We start from the raw sequence: 20,525 nt of genomic DNA, 5'->3' as shown, positions 1-20,525 counted from the left end.
GGCGGCCGGGGCGTCGGCATGCCTGTTTGATACAGTGAAGTCACGCCCGAGGCGGAAGTGAGAGGCGACCGAGCGTCCTTCAGTTAGCTGGCCTTGGCACGTGGGTCCGAAAGCACTTTCGTGAGATCCTCGAGTAACTCCACGTAGAGGTGGTCGGTGTTCGCGATATCATCCTTCCACTCCTTTCGGGTCTGCGAGATAATGGCTCGCGATCGGTCGTCGCGCGCTTCATCGTCGCGGGAGCTGGAAGCGCTATCCGTCAGGACGGCGGTTAACGCTCTCTTCTGCCGACCGAAGGCCATGACCGCGCCGCGTGCTGCCGACACCCGTTCTGGTGTTGGTGCGGCCGCCGCTTCCTGTAGTGAGCCACGGGCGGCGGCCAACAGATCAGCGACAGGCGCTCGTATTTTCGTCCATCGATCGACCAGCCCCGCCAACCATCGCTGCGCCCCGGGATCGGCGATCGTGCCCCGATCTTCGAAGCAATCGGCGTAGCGCCAGAACAGTCCCTTATCGCTCGCGGGGCAATTGTTTTTCTCCATCGCCAAGGTCAATGCGGCTTCCGCATAGGCCTGGGCTGCTCTCGACTCGTCGCTACAATGCCAAAACCGACTAGCCCTGGGAGAACTCGCTTCAACGGCGCCGCTCCAACAGTGCGCGAGCGCGTTCGCTGCAGGCTTCGTGCGCTTGTTCTGGTCTGGAGCGAACGCGGCAATTTCGAGTGGCGCCAGGCGGCGCCACTCCTCAGGTGAGATGATGTAGGTCGTGCCGGTCCAATGCCGATATTGCGTCCGAAGCGTCAGCCTGCCGTCGTGATGGCGCTCGAGCTCGATGCCGGGGATCGGGAGGATGCCATAGGGATCGATCGGCAGGACGCGTCGGACGTCACGATCCCCGAAGATCATGTCGTCGATCGGGGTGAAGCCGTTCTCGACCATCAGGCGATGAGTAGCGTTCGAGTCCGGGTTCTGCGCAGCGGCAGGTCGATCGAGAAAGCCCGCCAACATAATCGCGCCAACTGCATGGAAGAGAGTTCGCATCGAAGAAACCTTGTTAGGGAATATCCGTGTGATGTGATCGGTCAACGTTGTTGCTGCGAGGGCGATCGGCAGGTGACGGGGAAGAATCGGGCGAACCATCACTTACGCCATCGCTGAAGCTCGTATAGGACTCGTCATAACCGTACCTTGGATCAGGGATCGGTGTGAGGCCGGCTTCTTTTTCAATCGCCTTTGCTATCGAGTTGGCGAGCTTTTCGCTTGCTGGGTAGGAGTCGTTTTCATCCAAGGTTCCATGGGAGGATTGCCACCTATTTTCTGCCTTGCCAGCGGCTGTGTTGTGAGCTAGTTCATGCAAAACTAAATATTGTGCAAGCTGGTTGTTGTAGTCAGATTGATTTGTTGAAGGTAGATATTCGCTTACTGTTTTAACGTTAAAGTGAGTTACCCCGTTCTTATCTGTGCTTGCTCCTCTTCCAGAGCCGTTAGGATAGTTTGCATTTGCAGGATCGTCTATCTGTATCTTTAGAGCAGACCAAAGTTTTTTTACTTCGGCACCTGTTACGGTTTTTGTCTTTCCGTTCGATAGTTTGACGCTTAATTCTTTTTTGTCATCAATTTTGGAAATCTGCGAATCCATAGCGTTAATCTGGTTCTTCAGGATTCCAATCACCCTTTTCTGGTCATCCGATGGCTGGTCGATCGCGACGGTCACGATGCGGTCGGCGAGCGACGGCACTGGCGCTGGTGACGTGTTCTCGGGCGCGGGTCGTTGCCCCTGCACGACGACATCGGGTGGTAAAGAGGAGTCCGTACTGGACGGAGGGGTAGGGGTGGACGTGTCAGGAGTGGAGCGCGGACCCTCGACGACGATGTCGGGCGGGGTGGAGTTGCTCCCGCAGTCGCCCCCGCCGCCGCCGCCCGTGCCGGTAAGCGACGGCGCCTCGTCCTTGAGTTTGGATGTCTTCCACGCGCCGCCTGTTCGGAGATGGTCGGGATACAGGCTCGGTCCGCTCGTGCCGCCGAGACGTAGAATATTGATGTCGGAGGCTGGCTTGTTCGAGCCAGCTAATCGCGACCTTGTGATCGTTGGCCGTCGCCTTCAGCTGCGGATCCCGCGACGATGCCGGATAGGACTGAAATCGCGATATCGTGTTCATCGATCGTCTCCTGAAAGGAAATGCAAAGAGATCACGTGATCTGGATTTCATCGTAGAGGCCGAACGGATTAGAGCGGTGTCGGCTTGTCGCGTCGTCGAGGCAGATCATCGATGCGAGGACGCGCGCTGCGATCGTGGCCAGCAACGTCGCCCCATCTGCGACCCACGCCGATCGCCAGCGCACCTCATCGTTAACCACCCCTCAACCAAATTCCGTCATCTCCTCGCCATCACGGGTCACAGGATCGGGCGAGGGTGATGACGGCGATCGGCGCGACTTCTGCGGCACAGGCGGGCGAGACGGTGGACGTCGCCATCATCGGCGCCGGCCCGGCGGGGCTCACCGCCGCCTATCTGCTCACCAAGGCGGGCTATAGCGTCGCGGTGCTCGAGAAGGACCGGCGCTACGTCGGCGGGATCAGCCGCACGGTCGAGCACCAGGGCTTCCGCTTCGATATCGGCGGGCACCGCTTCTTCTCCAAGTCGAAGGACGTGGTCGATCTCTGGAACGAGATCCTGCCGCACGACTTCATCGAGCGCCCGCGGATGAGCCGCATCTACTACGAGGGCAAGTTCTACAGCTACCCGCTGCGCGCGTTCGAGGCGCTCGGGCATCTCGGCATCGTCCGCTCCACTCTGTGCATGGCCAGCTTCGCCAAGGCGCGGCTGCTGCCGCGCCGGCGCGTGCGCAGCTTCGAGGACTGGACCGTCAACGCCTTCGGCCACAAGCTCTACTCGATCTTCTTCAAGACCTATACCGAGAAGGTATGGGGCATGCCGTGCGACGAGATGAGCGCCGACTGGGCGGCGCAGCGGATCAAGGGCCTGTCGCTCGGCAAGGCGGTGATCGACGGGGTCAAGCGCTCGCTCGGGCTCAACAGGCGCCCCAACGACGGGATGCAGACCAAGACCCTGCTCGAGAACTTCCGCTACCCGCGGCTCGGGCCGGGGATGATGTGGGAGGCGGCGCGCGACCGCGTCGTCGAGCGCGGCGGCACGGTGCTGATGGGCCATTCGCTGCGCCAGCTCCACCACCATGCGCCGAGCGGGCGCTGGACGGTGAGCGCGGACACCGACACCGGCATCGCGACGATCCACGCCGCGCACGTGATCTCCTCGGCGCCGATGCGCGAGCTCGCCAGCCGGCTCCACCCGTTGCCCGCGGCGCTGCCGGAGGCGGCGAACCTGAAGTATCGCGACTTCCTCACCGTCGCGCTGATGATCCGCTCGCCCGAGCTGTTCCCGGACAATTGGATCTACATCCACGATCCCAAGGTGAAGGTCGGCCGCATCCAGAACTTCCGCTCGTGGTCGCCCGAGATGGTGCCCGATCCCGCGATCGCCTGCGTCGGCCTGGAATATTTCTGCTTCGAGGGCGACGGGCTGTGGACGTCGAGCGACGAGCAACTGGTCGCGCTGGCGACGCGCGAGATGGCGGCGCTGGGGCTGTGCGACCCGTCGCACGTCGTCGGCGGCACCGTGGTGCGCCAGGAGAAGGCCTATCCCGTCTACGACGAGGATTATGCGCAGAACGTCGACATGCTGCGGCGCGAGCTGGAGGGGCGCTACCCGACGCTCCACTGCGTCGGCCGCAACGGCATGCACCGCTACAACAACCAGGACCACGCGATGATGACCGCGATGCTGACGGTCCGCAACATTCAGGCCGGCGCGCGCGTGTACGACACCTGGGCGGTCAACGAGGACGCGGAGTATCACGAGAGCGGGCGCGAGGGCGAGGCCGCGGCGCTGTCCAGCCTGCGCCAGGTGCCCGGGCGGATCGGCGCGGACGTGCGCCGCGCGGCGTGATGCGATGACGCTGCGGCGGCGCCCCGCCGTGTCGGTGCTCGCCGGCTGGCTGCTGATGTCGCTGCTGCTGGTCGCGGCGAGCTGGGACGCGATCCGCGTGCGGATGTTCCTCGACGCCGACGACGCGATGCGGCTGCTCGAGGTGCGCGACTGGCTCGGCGGGCAGGGCTGGTTCGACGTTGCACAGCACCGGCTCAACCGCGGCGACTTCCCGATGCACTGGTCGCGGCTGGTCGACCTGCCGCTGGCGGGCGCGATGCTGGCGCTGCGCCCGCTGCTGGGCGCGGGCGGCGCCGAGCGGGTGGCGCTGGTGCTGGTGCCGCTGCTGACGCTGCTGGCGGTGACCGCGCTCGCCGCGCTGCTGACGCGACGGCTCGCGGGGCGGGCGCGCGTGCCCTACGCGGTGCTGCTGGTGGCACTGGCCTCGCCGCTCTTGTTCCAGCTGCGCCCGCTCCGGATCGACCATCACGGCTGGCAGGTCGCCGCCGCCCTCGCCACCGCCGCGGCGCTGCTGGCGCCGCCGACGCGGCGCAGCGGCGCGCTCGCGGGCGCGGCGCTGGCGGTGCTGCTGACGATCTCGCTCGAGGGACTGCCGATCGCCGCCGCCACCGTGGGCATCGCCGCGCTCGGCTGGGCGTGGCGGCCGGCGCGCGGGGCGATGGTGGTGACGCTCGGCTGGACGCTGGCGGGCGCGGCGAGCGCGCTCCACCTCGCCACGCGCGGGCCGCTATGGGCGCAGCCGGCGTGCGACGCGGTGGCGCCGGCGTGGCTCGCGGTGCTGTGGGTCGCCGCGGCGGGGCTGACGGTGGCGGTGGGGGCGGGGCGATCGGTCGGGGGTGGACCGTTCGCCTCGTTCCTCCGGTCATCCCGGGTAGGATCCCAGCTCTTTCGGTCAGGACTCCTTGAGCCGGACGGTGGCGTTGTGCCCGATGGCGCAGGGGACGCGCGCCGCTCGCCGCTTCGCCTTCCTGCCTGTACAGGAACACCCGCCCAGCTGACGCTCCGTCTCCTTCTCCTCGCGCTTGCCGGTGCCGCCGCGGCGGCGACGCTGCTCGCGCTCGCCCCGGCTTGCCTCGCCGGGCCGTTCGCGACGCTGCCGCCGCTCGTGTATCGTCTGTGGTATCTCGACGTGCTCGAAGGCCGGCCGCTGTGGGACCAGCCGCCCGCGCTCGCCGCCGCCGCGATCGGCCTGCCGCTCGCCGGGCTAGCGGGCACCGCGCTGGCGCTGCATCGCCTGCCGCCGCGCGGGCTGACCGAGGCCGCGCGCGAGCGCTGGTGGCTCTACCTGCTGCTGCTGCTCGCCGCGACCGCGATCGCCGTCTGGGTGAGCCGCGCCGCCGCCACCGCCAACGCGCTCTCGGTGCCCGGCGCCGCGGTGCTGCTCGCGACCTTGCTGACGCGCGCGCGCCGGCTCACCGCGCCGTTGCCGCGCATGCTCGCCACGCTCGGCGCGCTGCTGCTCGCCTCGCCCGGCCAGGTCGCCGCCGCCGCGCTGTTGCTCGTGCCCGGCCCGGTCGAGCGCGCGCGCGACGACTCGCGCCGGCCGAGCTGTGCCACCGCCACCGACGTGCGCGCGCTCGCCGCGCCGCCGCCCGGCATCGTGTTCGCGCCGATCGACATCACCCCCGAGCTGCTGGTGAGCACGCGTCACCGCGCGATCGCGGGCGGCTATCACCGCGGCGCGCGCGCGATGGAGCGGGTGCTGCTCGGCTACACGCTGCCGCCCGATCGCGCGCGCGCGATCGTGGCGGCGAGCGGCGCCGACTATCTGATCGCCTGCCCCGGCCTGCCCGAGCTGGCACATTATCGCGCCGCCGCGCCCGACGGCCTGTGGGCGCGGCTGGAGCGCGGCGAGCGGGTCGCCTGGCTAACACCGCTCAAGGTGCGCGGTCCGGTGCTCGCGTGGCGTGTCGCGCGCGACCCCTTGCCCGCGGGGGCCGCGCGCCCTTAAGGCGCTCGCGATGCAGGCAGACCGGCTCCATTGGTGGCAGACGCGGTGGTTCGTGCTCGCCGCCATGGTGGCGGCGTGCGTGCCGCTGCTGTGGCCCGACATCCCCCCGATCGTCGACCTGCCCGGCCATATGGGGCGCTATCGCGTCCAGCTCGACCGCGGCGCGCACCCGTGGCTGATCGACTGGTACCAGTTCCGCTGGTCGCTGATCGGCAACCTTGGGGTCGACCTGCTGATCGAGCCGCTCGCGCCGCTGATCGGGCTGGAGCCGGCGGTCAAGCTGATCATCCTGACCATCCCCGCGCTCACCGTCGGCGGACTGCTGTGGATCGCGCGCGAGGTGCACGGGCGCATCCCGCCGACCGCCTTGTTCGCGCTGCCGCTCGCCTATGGCTATCCGTTCCACTTCGGCTTCGTGAATTTCGCCTTGTCGATGAGTTGGGCGCTGTGCCTGTTCGGCCTGTGGCTGCGGCTGGCGCGGCTGGGGCGGTTCACGCTGCGGGCGGCGCTGTTCGTGCCGCTGTCGTGCCTGTTGTGGGTGTGCCACACCTTCGGCTGGGGCGTGTTGGGCGTGCTCGCTTTCTCGAGCGAGCTGATCCGCCAGCACGACCTGCGCAAGGATCGGGCGGGGGGGCACTGGCTGGAGAGCTGGGTGCGCGCCGGTCTGGGCTGCGTGCCGCTGGCGCTGCCCATGGTGCTGATGGTGGCGTGGCGCTCGGGCGCGGATGTCACCGGGCAGACCGCCGACTTCTTCTACTGGCGCACCAAGATCGCCTGGATCGTGATGGCGCTGCGCGACCGCTGGCTGTGGTTCGACGTCGCCAGCATGGCGGTGATCTACCTCGTGCTGTTCAAGGCCGTGCGTGACCCGCGGATCGGCTATTCCCGCCACCTCGGCCTGTCCGCGCTGCTGATGCTGCTGGTGTACATCCTGCTGCCGCGGATCGTGTTCGGCTCGGCCTATGCCGACATGCGGATGGCGCCCTTCATGGTCGCGGTGGCGGTGATCGCGATCCGGCCCAAGCCCGGCGCGGACCTGCGCCACGCGGCTTTGCTCGCCGCCGCGGGGCTGAGCTTCTACGCGGTGCGCCTCACTGCCACGACGATCAGCTTCGCGCGCTTCGACGCCGACTATGACGCCGAGCTCGCGGCGCTGCCGCACGTGCCGATCGGAGCGCGGCTGATCAGCTTCGTCGGGCACAATTGCGTCAACGCCTGGCGCATGTCGCGGCTGGAGCATCTGCCCGCGATCGCGCTGGAGCGGCGGCTGGCCTATACCGACGACCAATGGTCGATGGCGGGGGCGCAACTGCTGACCGTGCGCTACGGCGAGGCGGGGCCTTATGCGCATGATCCGACGCAGATCGTCACCTCGGTGAAATGCCCGTACGAATGGTGGCGCCCGGCCAATTACGCGCTGGCGCGCTTCCCGCGCGACGCCTTTGACTATGTCTGGCTGATCCGCCCGCCGGCGTACAACCCGCGCTTCACCGCCGGCCTGGTGCCGGTGTGGCGGTCGCCGTCGAGCAACTCGGTGCTGTTCCGCGTCGACCATGATGCGCCGCCGATCGAGGCCAGCGACGAGGAGCTGGGCGTGCCCAAGTGGCTGATCGAGCGGATGCAACGCCGCCGCGAGCGGCTCGAGCGGCTGCGCGAGCGGCAGGAGCGCGAGCAGGAGCGGCTCGAGCGGCTGCGGGTGGAACAGGAGCGGTAGCAGGCCGGGACGGCGACGGATCGCCTATGATGACGGGGAGAACGTGCCTTGAGTTGATGGGTGCACGATAAATCGTTGCGACGGCGCGCGCGTGATTGTACGACCCCCATGAAGATCGAGCTCGACCCGGCCAAGGATCGCGCCAATATGAAGCGGCACGGCCTGTCGCTAAAGGCTGCCGCAGCGTTCGACTGGGAAACGGCGCTCGAACGCGAGGATGACCGTTTCGACTACGGTGAGGTTCGCTTCGTGGCGCTCGGATTCATCGCGGACCGGCTGCATGTGCTGGTGTTCGCTGAGGGATCTCACGATCTTGCGATACGCGCCATCAGCCTGCGCAGGGCGGAGAAGCACGAGGTGAGATTCTATCATGGCCTCCGTTGACACCGAGCACGACGATAATCCGCCGCTAGATGCGGCCTTCATGGCAGGGATGACGCCGTCGCGGCGCGGTCGGCCGCGATCGGAGGCACCGAAGGTGGAGGTCAAGATTCGCTTGGACGCCGCGACGGTCGCGCACCTGCGCGCGAGCGGCCCCGGCTGGCAGACCCGGGTCAACGCGGTGCTCGGTCGCCTGGTGTCGGCCGGCGAGATCTAGCGGGCCATCCAACGTCGGTCGTGCTCCGGCGCACGCCGGAGCACGTCAGCTCCGATGGCAAGGATCGTGGCATGAGCGCTACCGCTCGCTGGTGCGGCCTCACCCCCGCCGGAACGGGGTCATCTCGCCCAGGAACTCCTGCTCCTGCGCCACCGCGGCGCGCTCGCGGACGAGGAAGTCCGCCACCGCGCGGCGGAACGACGCGTCCGGGATGTAGTGCGCCGACCAGGTCGGCACCGGGACATAGCCGCGCGCCAGCTTGTGCTCGCCCTGCGCGCCCGCCTCGACCGTCTTCAGCCCGCGCGCGATCGCGGCGTCGATCGCCTGGTAATAGCACAGCTCGAAGTGGAGGAAGGGCACCTCCTCGGTGCAACCCCAGTAGCGGCCGTACAGCGCATCGTCGCCGATCAGGTTGAGCGCGCCCGCGATCGGCACCCCGTCGCGTTCGGCCAGGACCAGCAGCACGCGCTCGCCCAGCGCAGCGCCGAGCAGCGGGAAGAAGGCGCGGGTGAGATAGGGGCGGCCCCATTTGCGGCTGCCGGTGTCCTGGTAGAAGCGCCAGAAGACGTCCCACTCGCGCTGCCCGATCGCGGCGCCGCTGAGATGGCGGATCGTCAACCCCTCCGCAGCGGCGGCGCGCTCCTTGCGGATCGCCTTGCGCTTGCGGCTGGCGAGTTCGCCGAGGAAGTCGTCGAAGCTGGCATAGCCCTGGTTCTGCCAGTGATATTGCGTGCCCTCCCGGATCAGCCAGCCGGCGTGCTCGAACGGCGCGATCTGGTCGGGGGCAACGAACGTGGCGTGCGCCGAGGAGAGGTCGTGCCGGTCGGCCACCGCCTCCAGCGCGGCGATCAGCGCGGGCGCGGCATCGGGATCGCGCAGCAGCAGCCGCGGCCCCGGCACGGGGGTGAAGGGCACCGCGATTTGGAGCTTGGGGTAATAAGCACCGCCGGCGCGCTCCCACGCGTCGGCCCAGCCGTGGTCGAAGACATATTCGCCCTGGCTGTGGCTCTTGGCATAGGCCGGTGCGATCGCGGCGGGGGTGCCGTCGGCACCGTCGACCACCACCGGGATCGGCTGCCAGCCGCTGCGCCCGCCGACGCTGCCCGATTCCTCCAGCGCGGCGAGGAAGGCGTGGCTGAGGAAAGGGTTGGCGGTGCCGGCGCAGGCGTTCCACTGGTCGGCGGGGACGGCGCCGACCCCCTCGGCGATTCGCGCGGTGAGCGAGGTCATCGCCGCCTAATTAGGGCGGCGCGCGCTGGGGTTAAAGGACGCAGGCGCGGAGAGTGCGGTTTCGTCCGCCGGTTCGGTGCCGTCGATCGCCCCGCCCATCACCGTCATCCCGGGCTTGACCCGGGATCCATGGTGCCGGGCACGCATCGGCCGACGCTCTTGAGGAGAGATGGATCGCGCCTCGAGGCCGGGATGACGGTGATCACCCGGGCAGAGCGCGTCACTGCCTCTGACCGTCCAGCGTCAGAGCGAGGCGGCGACCTCGACGATGGCGTCGACCTCCACCGCGGCGCCGAGCGGCAGCGCCGCCACGCCCACCGCCGAGCGCGCGTGCTTGCCCGCGTCGCCGAACAGCTTGACCATCAGCTCGCTGGCGCCGTTGGCGACCTTGGGCTGGTCGGTGAAGTCGGCGGTGGAATTCACGAACACGCCCAGCTTCACCACCCGCGTGACCTGCTCGAGCGAGCCGAGGTGCGCCTTGAGCTGCGCCACCAGCATCAGCGCGCAGCGCTGCGCCGCGTCCTGCCCCTGCTCGAGCGAGACGTCGTCGCCGAGCCGGCCGGTGACGACCGCGCCGTCCTTGAAGGGCAGCTGGCCCGAAACGTGGAGGAACCCGCCCGCCGCCACGACGGGGACATAGGCGGCCACCGGGGCGGCGGCCTGGGGCAGCGTCAGGCCGAGCTCGGCGAGCGCGCGGTCGATACGATCGGTCATGCACTGTCCCTGCGGCGCGCGCCCGCGCGGGTCAAGTCGGGGACGGTCGAGTCCGGGTCGACGCCGCATCGCGCCGAACGCCGCGCCACATCGCGCCGGCTCAAAATTTCTCGCGACGCGCCGGGGCCCGCACGCCGCCCTTCCTATCATGGCCTCAGTTCGAGTGAGCACGTCCCGGTCCGGCAGCGCGCAGCGTGATGCCGGCGAGCGAAGGGGCGGCCGGGAGGGGGTGACGGAACATGGCAGACCAATCCTCGACTGATTCCGCCGTCGCTGTCGCGCACGGTACCGCAGCGATCGCGCGCCGCGAGGTCGTCCTCGCCGGCCTGGGCCTCCTCTCCAGCGCGAGTCTCGCCGCGGTGCTCGGCGGCGGGCGCGACGGCGACGTTGCGGCCGCTGGCAGTGAGGCGCTGGGCCCGATCGAGCGGCTTTCGCTGGGTGCGGGGGCGGTAGCGCCCGGCGAGGTATCGGGTGCGGCGCCGATCCTGCCGCTGCTGCCGGGCGGCGCGACCGATGCCTTCGCGCGGCTGATGGCCTATGATCCGGCGGCCGACCCGGATGCGGCCTATTTCCGCTCGACCGTGCCGCTCGCGCCGCGGATCGCGCCCTTCGCCGCCACGCAGGCGCACCCGCGGCTCGACCCGCGCGCCGGCGCCGCCACGCTGGCCACCACCAACCGCACGATCGCGCCCGACGTGCCCGACGTCTGGCGCGCGGTGCGACACGCGACCAGCCCGGCGGGCGGGGTGCAGGTCGCGCGGCGGCTCGGCGTGCACGACATCGTGGTGCAATGGGGCGGCACCGGGATCGTCCCCAACCCGGCGCTGACCGACGCGGCGCATCGCAACGGCGCGCTCTGCCTCGGGACGATCTGGCAGCCCGACGCGCGGCTGTTCGACGGCAGCGTGGTGCCGGTCGAGCGCGTCGCGGAGAAGCTGGTCGCGCTGGCGCGTTACTTCGGGTTCGACGGCTATTTCGTCAACCACGAGCTCGGCTCCGCCCAGGCCAAGGCGCAGGTCGCCGGGCTGATGGCGGCGATGCACGCGGCGGCGCGGCGCGCGCGCGTCGCGCCGTTCCATCTCCAGCATTACGACGGGCACGGCGACCTCAGGGACCTGTTCGCGCCCGACGCGAGCGGCGCCCCCGCCGCCGACACCGTGATGATCGACCAGGGCTGGAGCGGCTACAACGGACCGGGCGGCTGCTGCACCAGCTGGCCCGCCGACCCGGCGACGCTCGCGTCGGGCGCGAGCGCGTTCCAGCGCGCCCCCGAGGACGTCTTCTTCGGGCTGCAGCTCTATCCCGGGCCGGGGTTCATCGGCGTCGCGGCGCCGCGCGTGATCAGCCCGAACGGTGGGACCGGCCAGGAGGGGGGGACCGCACGCGGTGGCGGGCTCCAGCTTTACTCGGTCGACGACGGCTGCCTCAACCTGTGGCGCGCGCGCCAGGCCGCGCGCGGCGCCGCCTTCCTCGACGCGGCCGCCGACGTCGCGACGATCGAGCGGCTGGTCTACAGCGGCCAGACGCAGAACCCTGCGCTGTCGAACGCGCCGAGCGAAGCGCAGCAGGCGATGTACGACAGCGGCCGGCTCAGCTGGGGCGACACGACCTTCTACCGCCTGTCCGAATGGGCGACGACCGACGGCACGCTCGCGCGCTTCAGCCCCGACCAGGCCGACCTGCCGATCACCTACGGCGTGGCCAATTTCATCGCCGAGCGCTCGGTGATCGGCGCGGCACCGTTCGCCACGCATTTCAACGAGGGCGAGGGGCGGTCCTTCTTCGTCGAGGGGCGACGCGTCGGCGACGCCGCCTGGTTCAACCTCGGCATCCAGGACGTGCTGCCGACCTGGCAATGGTGGCGCGCGCCGTTCGACGGGCTGACCGACCGCGTCGCCGCGGCACTGCCCGGTCTGCTCGACGTCGGCCTCGATCAGGCGATCGCCTATGACGGCGGCTCGTCGCTGCGCGTGCACGGCCTGCTCGGCGCCGATGCGGCGACGCGGGTCCATCTGTTCAAGACCGACATCGCGGTGACGGGCGCGACCGCGGTCGAGCTCGTGACGCTCGCCAGCGCGGCGGACCGCGCGCGCTCCCGGCTCGGGCTGATCTTCGCCGACCGACCCGACCAGGCGGAGTGGCTGCCGCTGCCGCCGGGCTGGCCGGCCGCGGGCGAGGGCGGCTGGACGCTCAGCCGGCTCGCGCTCGGCCGCTTCGTCGGCCGCCGCGTGGCGAGCATCCTGCTCGGGTTCGAGCCCGGCGACAACGGCGCCGCGCCGTTCGACCTGCGCGTCGGGCGCTTCGCAGTCACCGCCCAGGATCACGTCTCGTTCGCGGCGCCGCGCGGGTTGCGGCTCGATCGCCGCGTCGTCGACGCCGCGACCGGCGCGATCGGGCTCGGGCTGCGCTGGGACGACGACGGGCGCTTCGACGTCTTCCGCGTCGACGCGCCAGGCGGCGCGCGCCGCTGGCTCGGGCGCATCGACGGTCGGTGTTTCTACGGCCCCGCCGCGCTGCCCGCGGGAACCACGTCGGCGATCATCGAGGTGCAGGCGATCGGCGAAAGCCGACGCGGCGGCGCGGCGCGGCTCCGCGTCTGATCCGGGGGGATCGCGGCCCGACGCGCGCGCCGGGCCACCAGTCAACGAGAGGGGAGACTACAATGACCATCCTGCGGCGGCTCGCGCTTCTGGCGAGCGTGTCCACGCTGACCCTGCTGCCGGCCGCCGCCTCGGCGCAGCAGCCCGTCGCTCCGGCGGCGGACCGCGCACCTTCCCCGCACGGGGACGAGACCGGCGCGCAGGATATCGTCGTCACCGGCATCCGCGCCAGCCTCGCCTCGGCGCTCTCCGCCAAGCGGCTCGCGCCCAACGTGATCGACAGCATCTCCGCCGAGGACGCGGGCAAGTTCCCCGAGGTGAACGTCGCCGAGTCGCTCCAGCGCGTGCCCGGCGTGCAGGTGGTGCGCGGCTTCGGCCTGGGGCAGCAGATCGCCGCGCGCGGGCTGGGGCCGGACTTCACCAACGTGCTGCTCGACGGGCGCACCCTGCCGTCCGACACCGGCGCCTGGTCGGCCGACGGCGGCGGGCGCGGGCGCAGCTTCAACTTCGACGTGCTGCCCGCCGACATGATCTCGCGCATCGACGTCAACAAGACGATGCTGCCGAGCCTGACCGAGGGCGGCATCGGCGCCACCGTCAACATCCTCACCCCGCGCCCGCTGACGATCGGGAAGAGCTATGGCGCGCTGTCGCTCAGCGGCATGACGGTGGAGCGCGCCCACACCGTCCGCCCCAATGTCAGCGGCCTCTATTCCTGGGTCAATCCGGCCAAGACCGTGGGCGTGCTGGTGTCCGGCTCCTACGCCGATTTCCGCATGTCGGGCGATTATGCGCGCATCAACCAATGGGATGCCGCCGCCTTCCACGTCGTCCGCGGCGGCGCCGCCGCGCCGGTGGTCACCTCGGAGCAGCTCAACGGCCCGCGGCAGGCGAGCTACGGCACCTATGACGGTGGCACGAAACGCTATTTCGGCAGCATCGCGCTCCAGGTCGCGCCGAGCGACCGGCTGACGCTGAGCGCCGACGGCTTCTACACGCGGCTGGACCAGAAGATCGGCGACTCGATCGTCAACCTCGTGTTCGGCAACACGATCATCGACCCGACGGTGGACCGCGACGGCATCGTCACCGCGGGCACCTATCCCGGGCAGGCGTCCCTGAATGCCCCCGCGGTCGCCGCCGCGCTGGCGGGGAGGCAGGTGGCGCAGCCGCAGAACCTCTCGGTGATCCGCTCGCGCGACCGGCTCGCGGAGAGCTATGACCTCGGCCTCAACGCGGCGTGGCGGCCGAGCGACGCGCTGACGATCACCGCCGATGTCTCCCACGGCCGCGCCACCGGCGACAAGCGCTTCGATCCCTATGTGCTGATCGGCAACTACGCCGCCAACGACGTCAGCTACGCCTTCAAGCAGGGCAATCCGCAGATCGCGACGAGCGACACGGTGTTCACCGATCCCGCGCGGATCCGGCTCGGCTATTCCGGCAATTGGGGGCAGACGGTCGACGATCGCCTCACCGAGGCGCAGCTGGGCGCGCGCTGGCGCCGGGGCGCGTCGGTGATCGGCGCGATCAGCCTCGGCGCGGACTATCAGGACCGCACCAAGGGGCAGGACAATGACAGCTCGCGCTCCGATCCCTATGACACGCTGACCTTCCCGGTCGACCCCTCGCTGCTGCGGCCGATGACGCTGGGCGACGACTTCCTGCACGGCGCGGTCAAGCCGCCGAGCCGCCAGTTTTTCGGCTATGATCCGCACCGGCTGATCGCGTGGCTGTCGCAGCCCGCGCAGCTCGACCGCCGCGGGCAATATAGCAGCAGCTACCTGCCGACGCGCGCCGCCGATGGGACGACCAGCTGCACCGGCAATTGCGCGCTGATCGGGTCCGACCCCAAGATGCCGGGCGGCCCGCTCGCGCTGGTGTACGATCCCGGCGGCAGCTTCGCGACGCGCGAGCGGGTCGCCGCCGGCTATGCCGACGCGACGCTGGCCGCGGGCGCGCTGTCGGGCAATGTCGGCGCGCGCCTCGTCCACGTCGACACCGAGTCGCGCGGTTACGGCTCCACCGTCACCGCGATCACGCTGCCGCCGGGCGGCACCAATTACGTGTTCGCCTATTCGCCCGCCGGCCCGCAGGCGCAGGGCGCGCGCTACACCGCGGTGCTGCCCTCGGCGAACCTGAGCTACGAGATCACCCCCGAGCTGCTGCTGCGCGGCGCGGTGGGGCGCGCGCTGAGCCGCGCCGACCTCAACGATCTGCGCTACGGCGAGTCATGGGGCGGGCAGGCCGGGCGGCTGACGCTGGGGCTGGGCAACCCGGCGCTCAAGCCACAGTTCGCGACCAATTACGACCTGTCGCTCGAATATTATCTCTCCAAGGTGAGCTACGTCTCGGTCACCGGCTTCCGCAAGGATCTCTCCGACCTGTTCCAGTCGCGCACGATCGAGGCGACGCTGCCGCTCGCGCCCGAGCGCGTCTTCGTCACCCAGACGGTCAATCTGGCGCGCGGGCGGGTCGACGGCGTCGAGGTGGCGGCGCAATATACGCTGGACGATCGCTTCGGCTGGCTCTCCGGCCTGGGCGCCAGCGCCAATTACACGCATGTCGACGCCACGACGCGCGGTGCCGCGGGCGCGTGCGGCTTCACCGGCATCTCGCCCGATTCGTACAATGCCAGCGGCTTCTACGATGACGGCCGGCTGGAGCTGCGCGCCTCGTACAATTGGCGCTCGCGCTGGACGATGGCGTGCGACTGGGGCGGGGCGGGGGTCGACCAGGTCCACGCCGCCTACGGCCAGGTCGATCTCGCGCTGCGATACAATTTCAACCCGATGCTGCAGCTCTTCGCCGACGTCACCAACCTGGGCGACGCCGACAGCCTGATCTACGGCGGGGTGGAGTCGCGCTTCATCGAGCGCGGCATCTCCTATCGCCGCGTCAACGCCGGGGCGCGGCTGCGCTTCTGACGGACGGACGGCGGCGCGCGCACGCGCTGGTCATGCCCGTGCCGCCGTCGTTTCCGCCGCGGGCGCGGGCTCGCCCGCGGCGAAGCGCTCGTCGATCCAGGCCTCGGCCGCGCGCCAGTCGTCGATCCGCGCGTGCGCCAGCGGTGCGGCGGGCACGCCCGCGGCGAGTGCGGGCTCGGCGATCATGTGGAGCCGCCACACGCCGGGCGCGTGCTTGGCCACCGATTCGTGGTGGTGCGGCAGGTCGTCGACGAAAACGGTCACCGGGTCGCCGTGCTCCGCCACCAGTCGTGCCACCGGGGCGCCCTTGCCGCCCTGGTTGCACTCGACCCGATGCGCGATCCCGAAGCGCTCCAGCTGTTCGATGCGGTGGGCGCGGCACTGGTCCTCGAGGTTGGTGAGGATGACGATGTCGGCGCGCTCGGCCAGCCGCGCCAGCGCCGCGCCGGCGTGCGGCACCAGCGTCTGGCGCGCCATCTCGGCGGGGAAGAAGCCGCCGAGATAGCCGAACATCTCCTCCTGCGTCAGCGCAGCGCCGCCGCGGCGGCGCATGTTCTTGGCCAGTTCCCAGCTGTCATAACGGAACTCGATGTCGTGCGCTTCGTCGAGCCAGGTGGCGAAGTGGCGCACCATGTGGAGTAAGACCTCGTCGCAGTCGCTGATCAGCAGCGGTCGGGTCATCGTGGCGCTTCCTCCAGTCGGGCGCGCGCCGCGACCAGCGCGGCCGGGGTGGTACCGGTCGCCGCGGCGCAGGCGAGAAGATCGGGTTCGTGCGCCTCGAGGAAGGCGAGGCACGCGGCGAGAACGGTAGGGTCGCGCAGCCGCGCGCGCAGGTCGTCGGGCGCGAGCCCCGTCACGCCGATCAGTCGCTCGGCGCGCAACGGTTCGTTAAGCGTCCAGGCGAGAGCGTCGAGCGCGATCGTGGCCGCGTCGGGCTGGTTTGGATCGGTTCGGACCATTATCTATCTGGCGTCAGAGGAGAAAGCGGCGCGTGGCCAAGCGGGTGCTCGTTGTCGAGGACAATGAACTCAATCTCAAGCTGTTCTGTGACCTGTTGCGGGCGCACGACTTCGCGGTCGAGCCGGTGCGCGACGGGCGCGAGGCGGTGGAGCGCACCCGCGCCTTCATGCCCGACCTGATCGTGATGGACATCCAGATGCCGCACGTCACCGGCTATGAGCTGATCCTCGAGCTGAAGGCCGACGCCGCGCTGCGCCATATCCCGGTGATGGCGGTGACCGCTTATGCCGGGCGCGAGGACGAGGATCGCATCCGCGCGGCCGGGGCGGACGCGTACATCTCCAAGCCGATCACCTTGGCGCGCTTCATCACCGCGGTGGGGGCGCTTGTGTGAGCAGCGCGGCGGTGCCGCCCGCGCGCGGCTGAGCGATACTCTCTGCCTCGTCCCTGTTCCCCGGCGAAAGCCGGGGTCCAGTTGGGGGACGCTGATGAGACCCACCGCCGCCTTCCCACCTGGGCCCCGGCTTTCGCCGGGGAACAGGCTCATGAGGCGAGGTAGAGCTCCGCGACCGCCCGCCATCGCCTCTACCCTACAGATCGAGCGCCCAGCCGTCGCGCCCGCGCGGGTCGGGCGCCTGCTCCGGCACGTAGCGGGTAGCGCCCGCGCCCAGCCGCAGGATCGTCCAGTCGCCGCGGCGGTCGACCGCCTCCAGCGCGCAGCCGCAGCGCTCGAACGCCGCCACCACCTCGCCGCGCTGCGTCTCGAGCAGCCCGGCGAGCACGATCGCGGCGCGCGGCGCGGCGATCGCCGCCACCTCGGGCGCCATCGAGATCAGCGGGCCGGCGAGGAGGTTGGCGATCACCAGGTCGTAGGGCGCGCGCGCCGCGATCGCCTCGGAGAGCGCGCCGTCCGCCACCACCAGCGCGATGTCGTCGACCGCGTTGGCCGCCATGTTCTCGCGCGTCACCGCGATCGCGGCGGGGTCGATGTCGGTCGCGGTCACCTGCGCCGCGGGCCAGAGATGCCGCGCGGCGAAGGCGAGCAGTCCGGTGCCGGTGCCAAGGTCGATGACGTTGCTCACCGTCCGGTCGGCGAGCGAGTCGAGCATCGCGAGGCAGCCCGAGGTGGTGGCGTGATGCCCCGTGCCGAACGCCTGGCCCGCGTCGATCAGGAAGGCGCGCCCGCCCGGCGGCACCTCCACGGGATGCGCGCTGGTGTGGACGACGAACCGCCCCTCGCTGATCGGCTCCAACCCGGCCTGGCTCAGCGTCACCCAGTCCTGCGCGGTGAGCGGGGTGACCGCCGGCTCGGTCGCCGCCGCGCTCGGCACCAGCGCGCGCAGCGCGGCCAGCATCGCGGCGTCGGGCTCGTGCTCCATGTACGCGTCGAGCCGCCAGCGCTCGCGATCGTCCTCGACCTCCTCGCTGGTCATCAGCACCGCGTCGATCGCGAGATCGTCGGCGGCGTCGATCGCCTCCGCCTCGGCGCGGGTGCACGGCAAGGTGACGCGCCAGCTGTCGATCGCCTCAGCGGACATAGCTGGCCCCGTTCACGTCGAGCACCGCCCCGGTCATCGACGGTGGCGCCTCGAGCGCGAGGAAGCGCGCCACCGCCGCCACTTCCTCGGGCTGGGCGACACGGCCGAGCGGGATGTCGGCGAGCAATTTGTCGCCGCCGCGGCTGGCGAGATAGTCGTCGGCCATGCCGGTCATGGTGAAGCCGGGGCAGATCGCGAAGGCGAGGATCTCGTCGCGGGCATAGCCGCGCGCGATCGTCTTGGTCATCGCCACCATGCCCGCCTTGGCGGCGGCATAATGCCAGTGTGCCGGGCTGTCGCCGCGATAGGCGGCGCGGCTGGCGACGTTGACCAGCCGTCCGCCGCGGCCGCCTTGCTGCCAGTGGCGCACCGCGAGCCGGCTGAGCTCGGCCGCGGCGGTGAGGTTGATCCGCAGCGTGCGCTCCCAGTTGGCGACCCAGTCGTCCGAGTCGAGCGGGTTGGCCTCGAACACGCCGGCGTTGTTGATCAGCACGTCGACGCGGCCGCCGAGCCGGTCGAGCGCGGCGTCCCACAGGCGCGCGGGGGCGGCGGGGTCGGCGAAGTCGGCGGCGAGGTCGCTCGCGGTGGCGTGGCGCGCGAGCACGACATCGGGGGTGGCGTCGAGCGTCGCGGCGATGGCGGCGCCGATGCCGCGGCTCGCGCCGGTGAGGAGGATGTTGACCATGCGGCCGCGATAGGACGGAAGCGGGGGGCGGGGCCAGAGGGTTGCGCGGGTGGGGGTGAGCCGGTTTGCCGCGAAGCGCTCTCGCCACGAGCGGGCGGTGCTTCGAGGCGCCGCTTCGACGGGCTCAGCGGCTCCTCAGCACGAACGGTGGGTCATTCCTTCGTTCGCGGCTCGGCGGCTCCTCAGCACGAACGGAGGGGTATGTTGTCCCGTTCGCGTTGAGGAGAGGCTGAGCCTGTCGAAGCCTCGTCTCGAAGCGTTATCGCACGCACCCTTACCCCTCGCTCGCCGAGAAGCTCTCGGCCGAGTCGCGCAGCGTGTCGAAGCGGTCGCCGATCTGCTCGAAGGCGTGGCCGAGCGAGACGATCTCGCCGGTGACGTCGTTGGTGTCCTCGCGGATCGCCGCGATCGTGTGCGACATCGAGTCGGCGGCGAGCGCGGTCTCGTCCACCGCGGCGGTGATCGCGGTGACGGTCTGCGCCTGCAGCTGCATCGCCGCGGTCACCTGCACCGCCGAGCGCCGGACCTTGCCCACCGTGTCCTTGATCGAGGCCGAGGTGTCGACCGTGACTCGCGTCGCGGCCTGGATCGCGGCGATCTTGGCGGCGATGTCGTCGGTGGCGCGCGCGGTCTGGCTGGCGAGGCTCTTCACCTCCTGCGCCACCACCGCGAAGCCGCGCCCGGCGTCGCCCGCGCGCGCCGCCTCAATCGTGGCGTTGAGCGCGAGCAGGTTGGTCTGCCCCGCGATGTCGCGGATGAGCCCCAGGATCGACTCGATCGACTTGGCATGGTCGCTCAGCGCCGCGCTGGCGCTCACCGCGTCCTCGGCCTGGGCGTTGGCATCCTCCAGCGTGATGGTACAGGCGCGCATGTCGTTCTGCACCGAGTCGATCGCGCGGATCAGCCCGGCCGCGGTCGCGGCGGCGTCGCGCATCGCCAGCGCGGACTGTTCCGCCGCCGTGGCGACCTCGCTGGTCTTGTCGAGCATGCCGCGGGTCGAGCCCGCTGCCGCGCGCGCCTTCTCGCGCACGATATGGCCGCGCGCGGCGATCGCGCCGATGCCGTCGCTGATGCTCGAGCGGAACGCCGCCGAGCGCTCGGCCCGGGCGGAGCGGACCGCGTCGAGCGAGAGCTCCCCCAGCCGCGACGCCATCAGGTCCGATTCCATCATCGCCAGCCGCAGCACGACATTGCTGAGCCGCTCCAGGCGGGCCGCGTCGCCGGCGCAGCCCGCGGCGAGCAGCGACAGCGTGTGGCCGTGTGCGCGGGTCAGCGCGGCGAGCAGCAGCGTGAGGGGCACGCCATTGGCCTGCGAGACGTCGACCTGACCGACCACCATCGCGTGCCAGCGGTCGCTGAACGGCTCGGTGTAGCGCAGCCGCATGTAATGGGTGGCGCGGCCGAGCTGGTCGGCGAGCCGCTCCGGGGGGATGTCCCGCGTCGCCGCGGGCAGCGTCGGCAGCGCCAGCAGATGGTCCCAGAAGGTGCGCGCGACCTGGCGCCATCCGTCGGTGGCGTCGAGCAGGTCGGCGATCTCGCGACACGCCGGCAGGATGCCGCCGTCCCAGTCGAAGTCGCCGACGCGATCGGCCAGGCCGCGCTCATCGTGGTGGACCATCCGCATCGACGCTCACTCGGACC

18 protein-coding genes are annotated in these 20,525 nt (G+C 70.4%); 8 read left to right on the top strand and 10 right to left on the bottom strand.

Going from position 1 to position 20,525, the window contains the following annotated elements:
* Positions 1–83: 83 nt before the first annotated feature.
* From FHY03_RS04375 to FHY03_RS04365, 3 genes are all read right to left on the bottom strand, one after another.
* Positions 84–1,139: a hypothetical protein gene (locus tag FHY03_RS04375; RefSeq protein ID WP_183928955.1), complete on the bottom strand. Its 1,056-nt coding sequence runs from the start codon at positions 1,137–1,139 to the stop codon at positions 84–86.
* Positions 1,054–1,713 (bottom strand): hypothetical protein, encoded by a 660-nt coding sequence (locus FHY03_RS04370; protein ID WP_183928953.1) that lies wholly within the window; start codon positions 1,711–1,713, stop codon positions 1,054–1,056. Before FHY03_RS04370 ends, FHY03_RS04375 begins: the two co-directional genes overlap by 86 nt.
* 476 nt (positions 1,714–2,189) lie before the next feature.
* A complete protein-coding gene (locus FHY03_RS04365; RefSeq protein ID WP_183928951.1) occupies positions 2,190–2,357 on the bottom strand; it encodes a hypothetical protein in 168 nt (55 codons plus the stop codon).
* A gap of 59 nt (positions 2,358–2,416) precedes the next feature.
* Between FHY03_RS04365 and FHY03_RS04360 the strand changes: the two genes are divergently transcribed.
* From FHY03_RS04360 to FHY03_RS04340, 5 genes are all read left to right on the top strand, one after another.
* The gene (locus tag FHY03_RS04360; protein ID WP_183928948.1) at positions 2,417–3,967 is read left to right on the top strand and encodes an NAD(P)/FAD-dependent oxidoreductase; all 1,551 of its coding nucleotides are present in this window, start codon (positions 2,417–2,419) and stop codon (positions 3,965–3,967) included.
* 4 nt (positions 3,968–3,971) lie between these two features.
* Positions 3,972–5,918, top strand: coding sequence for a hypothetical protein (locus tag FHY03_RS04355; RefSeq protein WP_183928946.1), 1,947 nt, complete (start codon positions 3,972–3,974; stop codon positions 5,916–5,918).
* Between the two features lie 10 nt (positions 5,919–5,928).
* Complete coding sequence (locus FHY03_RS04350; protein ID WP_260158639.1) at positions 5,929–7,632, top strand: hypothetical protein; 1,704 nt, start codon at positions 5,929–5,931, stop codon at positions 7,630–7,632.
* Positions 7,633–7,740: 108 nt separating this feature from the next.
* On the top strand, positions 7,741–8,016 hold the full coding sequence (locus FHY03_RS04345) for a BrnT family toxin (protein ID WP_183928944.1): 276 nt from the start codon (positions 7,741–7,743) through the stop codon (positions 8,014–8,016).
* Positions 8,003–8,230 (top strand): BrnA antitoxin family protein, encoded by a 228-nt coding sequence (locus FHY03_RS04340; RefSeq protein ID WP_183928942.1) that lies wholly within the window; start codon positions 8,003–8,005, stop codon positions 8,228–8,230. The genes FHY03_RS04345 and FHY03_RS04340 overlap by 14 nt, the downstream gene beginning before the upstream one ends.
* Positions 8,231–8,329: 99 nt before the next feature.
* On the opposite strand, the gene FHY03_RS04335 is transcribed toward FHY03_RS04340, so the two are convergent.
* On the bottom strand, positions 8,330–9,460 hold the full coding sequence (locus tag FHY03_RS04335) for a GNAT family N-acetyltransferase (protein ID WP_183928940.1): 1,131 nt from the start codon (positions 9,458–9,460) through the stop codon (positions 8,330–8,332).
* Positions 9,461–9,703: 243 nt separating this feature from the next.
* Positions 9,704–10,174, bottom strand: coding sequence for a RidA family protein (locus FHY03_RS04330; protein ID WP_183922007.1), 471 nt, complete (start codon positions 10,172–10,174; stop codon positions 9,704–9,706).
* A gap of 239 nt (positions 10,175–10,413) precedes the next feature.
* On the opposite strand from FHY03_RS04330, the gene FHY03_RS04325 reads away from it, so the two are divergent.
* Positions 10,414–12,774, top strand: a complete 2,361-nt coding sequence (locus FHY03_RS04325) for an endo-beta-N-acetylglucosaminidase (RefSeq protein WP_183928938.1) — start codon at positions 10,414–10,416, stop codon at positions 12,772–12,774.
* Between the two features lie 62 nt (positions 12,775–12,836).
* Positions 12,837–15,701 carry a TonB-dependent receptor gene (locus tag FHY03_RS04320; protein ID WP_183928935.1) on the top strand — a complete coding sequence of 955 codons (2,865 nt, stop codon included), beginning with the start codon at positions 12,837–12,839 and terminating at the stop codon, positions 15,699–15,701.
* A gap of 30 nt (positions 15,702–15,731) precedes the next feature.
* Here the strand turns inward: FHY03_RS04320 and FHY03_RS04315 are convergent, their stop codons facing one another.
* Positions 15,732–16,382 (bottom strand): HAD family hydrolase, encoded by a 651-nt coding sequence (locus FHY03_RS04315; protein WP_183928933.1) that lies wholly within the window; start codon positions 16,380–16,382, stop codon positions 15,732–15,734.
* Positions 16,379–16,660 (bottom strand): DUF3572 family protein, encoded by a 282-nt coding sequence (locus FHY03_RS04310; protein WP_183928931.1) that lies wholly within the window; start codon positions 16,658–16,660, stop codon positions 16,379–16,381. The genes FHY03_RS04315 and FHY03_RS04310 overlap by 4 nt, the downstream gene beginning before the upstream one ends.
* A 32-nt stretch (positions 16,661–16,692) precedes the next feature.
* On the opposite strand from FHY03_RS04310, the gene FHY03_RS04305 reads away from it, so the two are divergent.
* Positions 16,693–17,055, top strand: a complete 363-nt coding sequence (locus FHY03_RS04305) for a response regulator (RefSeq protein ID WP_183922002.1) — start codon at positions 16,693–16,695, stop codon at positions 17,053–17,055.
* Between the two features lie 196 nt (positions 17,056–17,251).
* Here the strand turns inward: FHY03_RS04305 and FHY03_RS04300 are convergent, their stop codons facing one another.
* The 3 genes from FHY03_RS04300 to FHY03_RS04290 form a co-directional block, all read right to left on the bottom strand.
* Positions 17,252–18,199 carry a 50S ribosomal protein L11 methyltransferase gene (locus FHY03_RS04300; protein ID WP_183928929.1) on the bottom strand — a complete coding sequence of 316 codons (948 nt, stop codon included), beginning with the start codon at positions 18,197–18,199 and terminating at the stop codon, positions 17,252–17,254.
* A complete protein-coding gene (locus FHY03_RS04295; RefSeq protein ID WP_183922000.1) occupies positions 18,189–18,884 on the bottom strand; it encodes an SDR family NAD(P)-dependent oxidoreductase in 696 nt (231 codons plus the stop codon). The genes FHY03_RS04300 and FHY03_RS04295 overlap by 11 nt, the downstream gene beginning before the upstream one ends.
* 274 nt (positions 18,885–19,158) lie before the next feature.
* Positions 19,159–20,508 (bottom strand): methyl-accepting chemotaxis protein, encoded by a 1,350-nt coding sequence (locus tag FHY03_RS04290; RefSeq protein ID WP_221189961.1) that lies wholly within the window; start codon positions 20,506–20,508, stop codon positions 19,159–19,161.
* Positions 20,509–20,525 lie beyond the last annotated feature (17 nt).

It is taken from the genome of Sphingomonas sp. BK345, assembly GCF_014193845.1.
Classification (GTDB): domain Bacteria; phylum Pseudomonadota; class Alphaproteobacteria; order Sphingomonadales; family Sphingomonadaceae; genus Sphingomonas.
This window is presented reverse-complemented; position numbering and strand designations above follow the sequence as displayed.

Bases quoted from the DNA above. Each gene is read 5' to 3' on its own strand.
- FHY03_RS04375 (WP_183928955.1), bottom strand. From the start codon at position 1,139: ATGGTTCGCCCGATTCTTCCCCGTCACCTGCCGATCGCCCTCGCAGCA.
- FHY03_RS04360 (WP_183928948.1), top strand. From the start codon at position 2,417: ATGACGGCGATCGGCGCGACTTCTGCGGCACAGGCGGGCGAGACGGTG.
- FHY03_RS04355 (WP_183928946.1), top strand. From the start codon at position 3,972: ATGACGCTGCGGCGGCGCCCCGCCGTGTCGGTGCTCGCCGGCTGGCTG.
- FHY03_RS04350 (WP_260158639.1), top strand. From the start codon at position 5,929: ATGCAGGCAGACCGGCTCCATTGGTGGCAGACGCGGTGGTTCGTGCTC.
- FHY03_RS04345 (WP_183928944.1), top strand. From the start codon at position 7,741: ATGAAGATCGAGCTCGACCCGGCCAAGGATCGCGCCAATATGAAGCGG.
- FHY03_RS04340 (WP_183928942.1), top strand. From the start codon at position 8,003: ATGGCCTCCGTTGACACCGAGCACGACGATAATCCGCCGCTAGATGCG.
- FHY03_RS04335 (WP_183928940.1), bottom strand. From the start codon at position 9,460: ATGACCTCGCTCACCGCGCGAATCGCCGAGGGGGTCGGCGCCGTCCCC.
- FHY03_RS04330 (WP_183922007.1), bottom strand. From the start codon at position 10,174: ATGACCGATCGTATCGACCGCGCGCTCGCCGAGCTCGGCCTGACGCTG.
- FHY03_RS04325 (WP_183928938.1), top strand. From the start codon at position 10,414: ATGGCAGACCAATCCTCGACTGATTCCGCCGTCGCTGTCGCGCACGGT.
- FHY03_RS04320 (WP_183928935.1), top strand. From the start codon at position 12,837: ATGACCATCCTGCGGCGGCTCGCGCTTCTGGCGAGCGTGTCCACGCTG.
- FHY03_RS04315 (WP_183928933.1), bottom strand. From the start codon at position 16,382: ATGACCCGACCGCTGCTGATCAGCGACTGCGACGAGGTCTTACTCCAC.
- FHY03_RS04310 (WP_183928931.1), bottom strand. From the start codon at position 16,660: ATGGTCCGAACCGATCCAAACCAGCCCGACGCGGCCACGATCGCGCTC.
- FHY03_RS04300 (WP_183928929.1), bottom strand. From the start codon at position 18,199: ATGTCCGCTGAGGCGATCGACAGCTGGCGCGTCACCTTGCCGTGCACC.
- FHY03_RS04295 (WP_183922000.1), bottom strand. From the start codon at position 18,884: ATGGTCAACATCCTCCTCACCGGCGCGAGCCGCGGCATCGGCGCCGCC.
- FHY03_RS04290 (WP_221189961.1), bottom strand. From the start codon at position 20,508: ATGCGGATGGTCCACCACGATGAGCGCGGCCTGGCCGATCGCGTCGGC.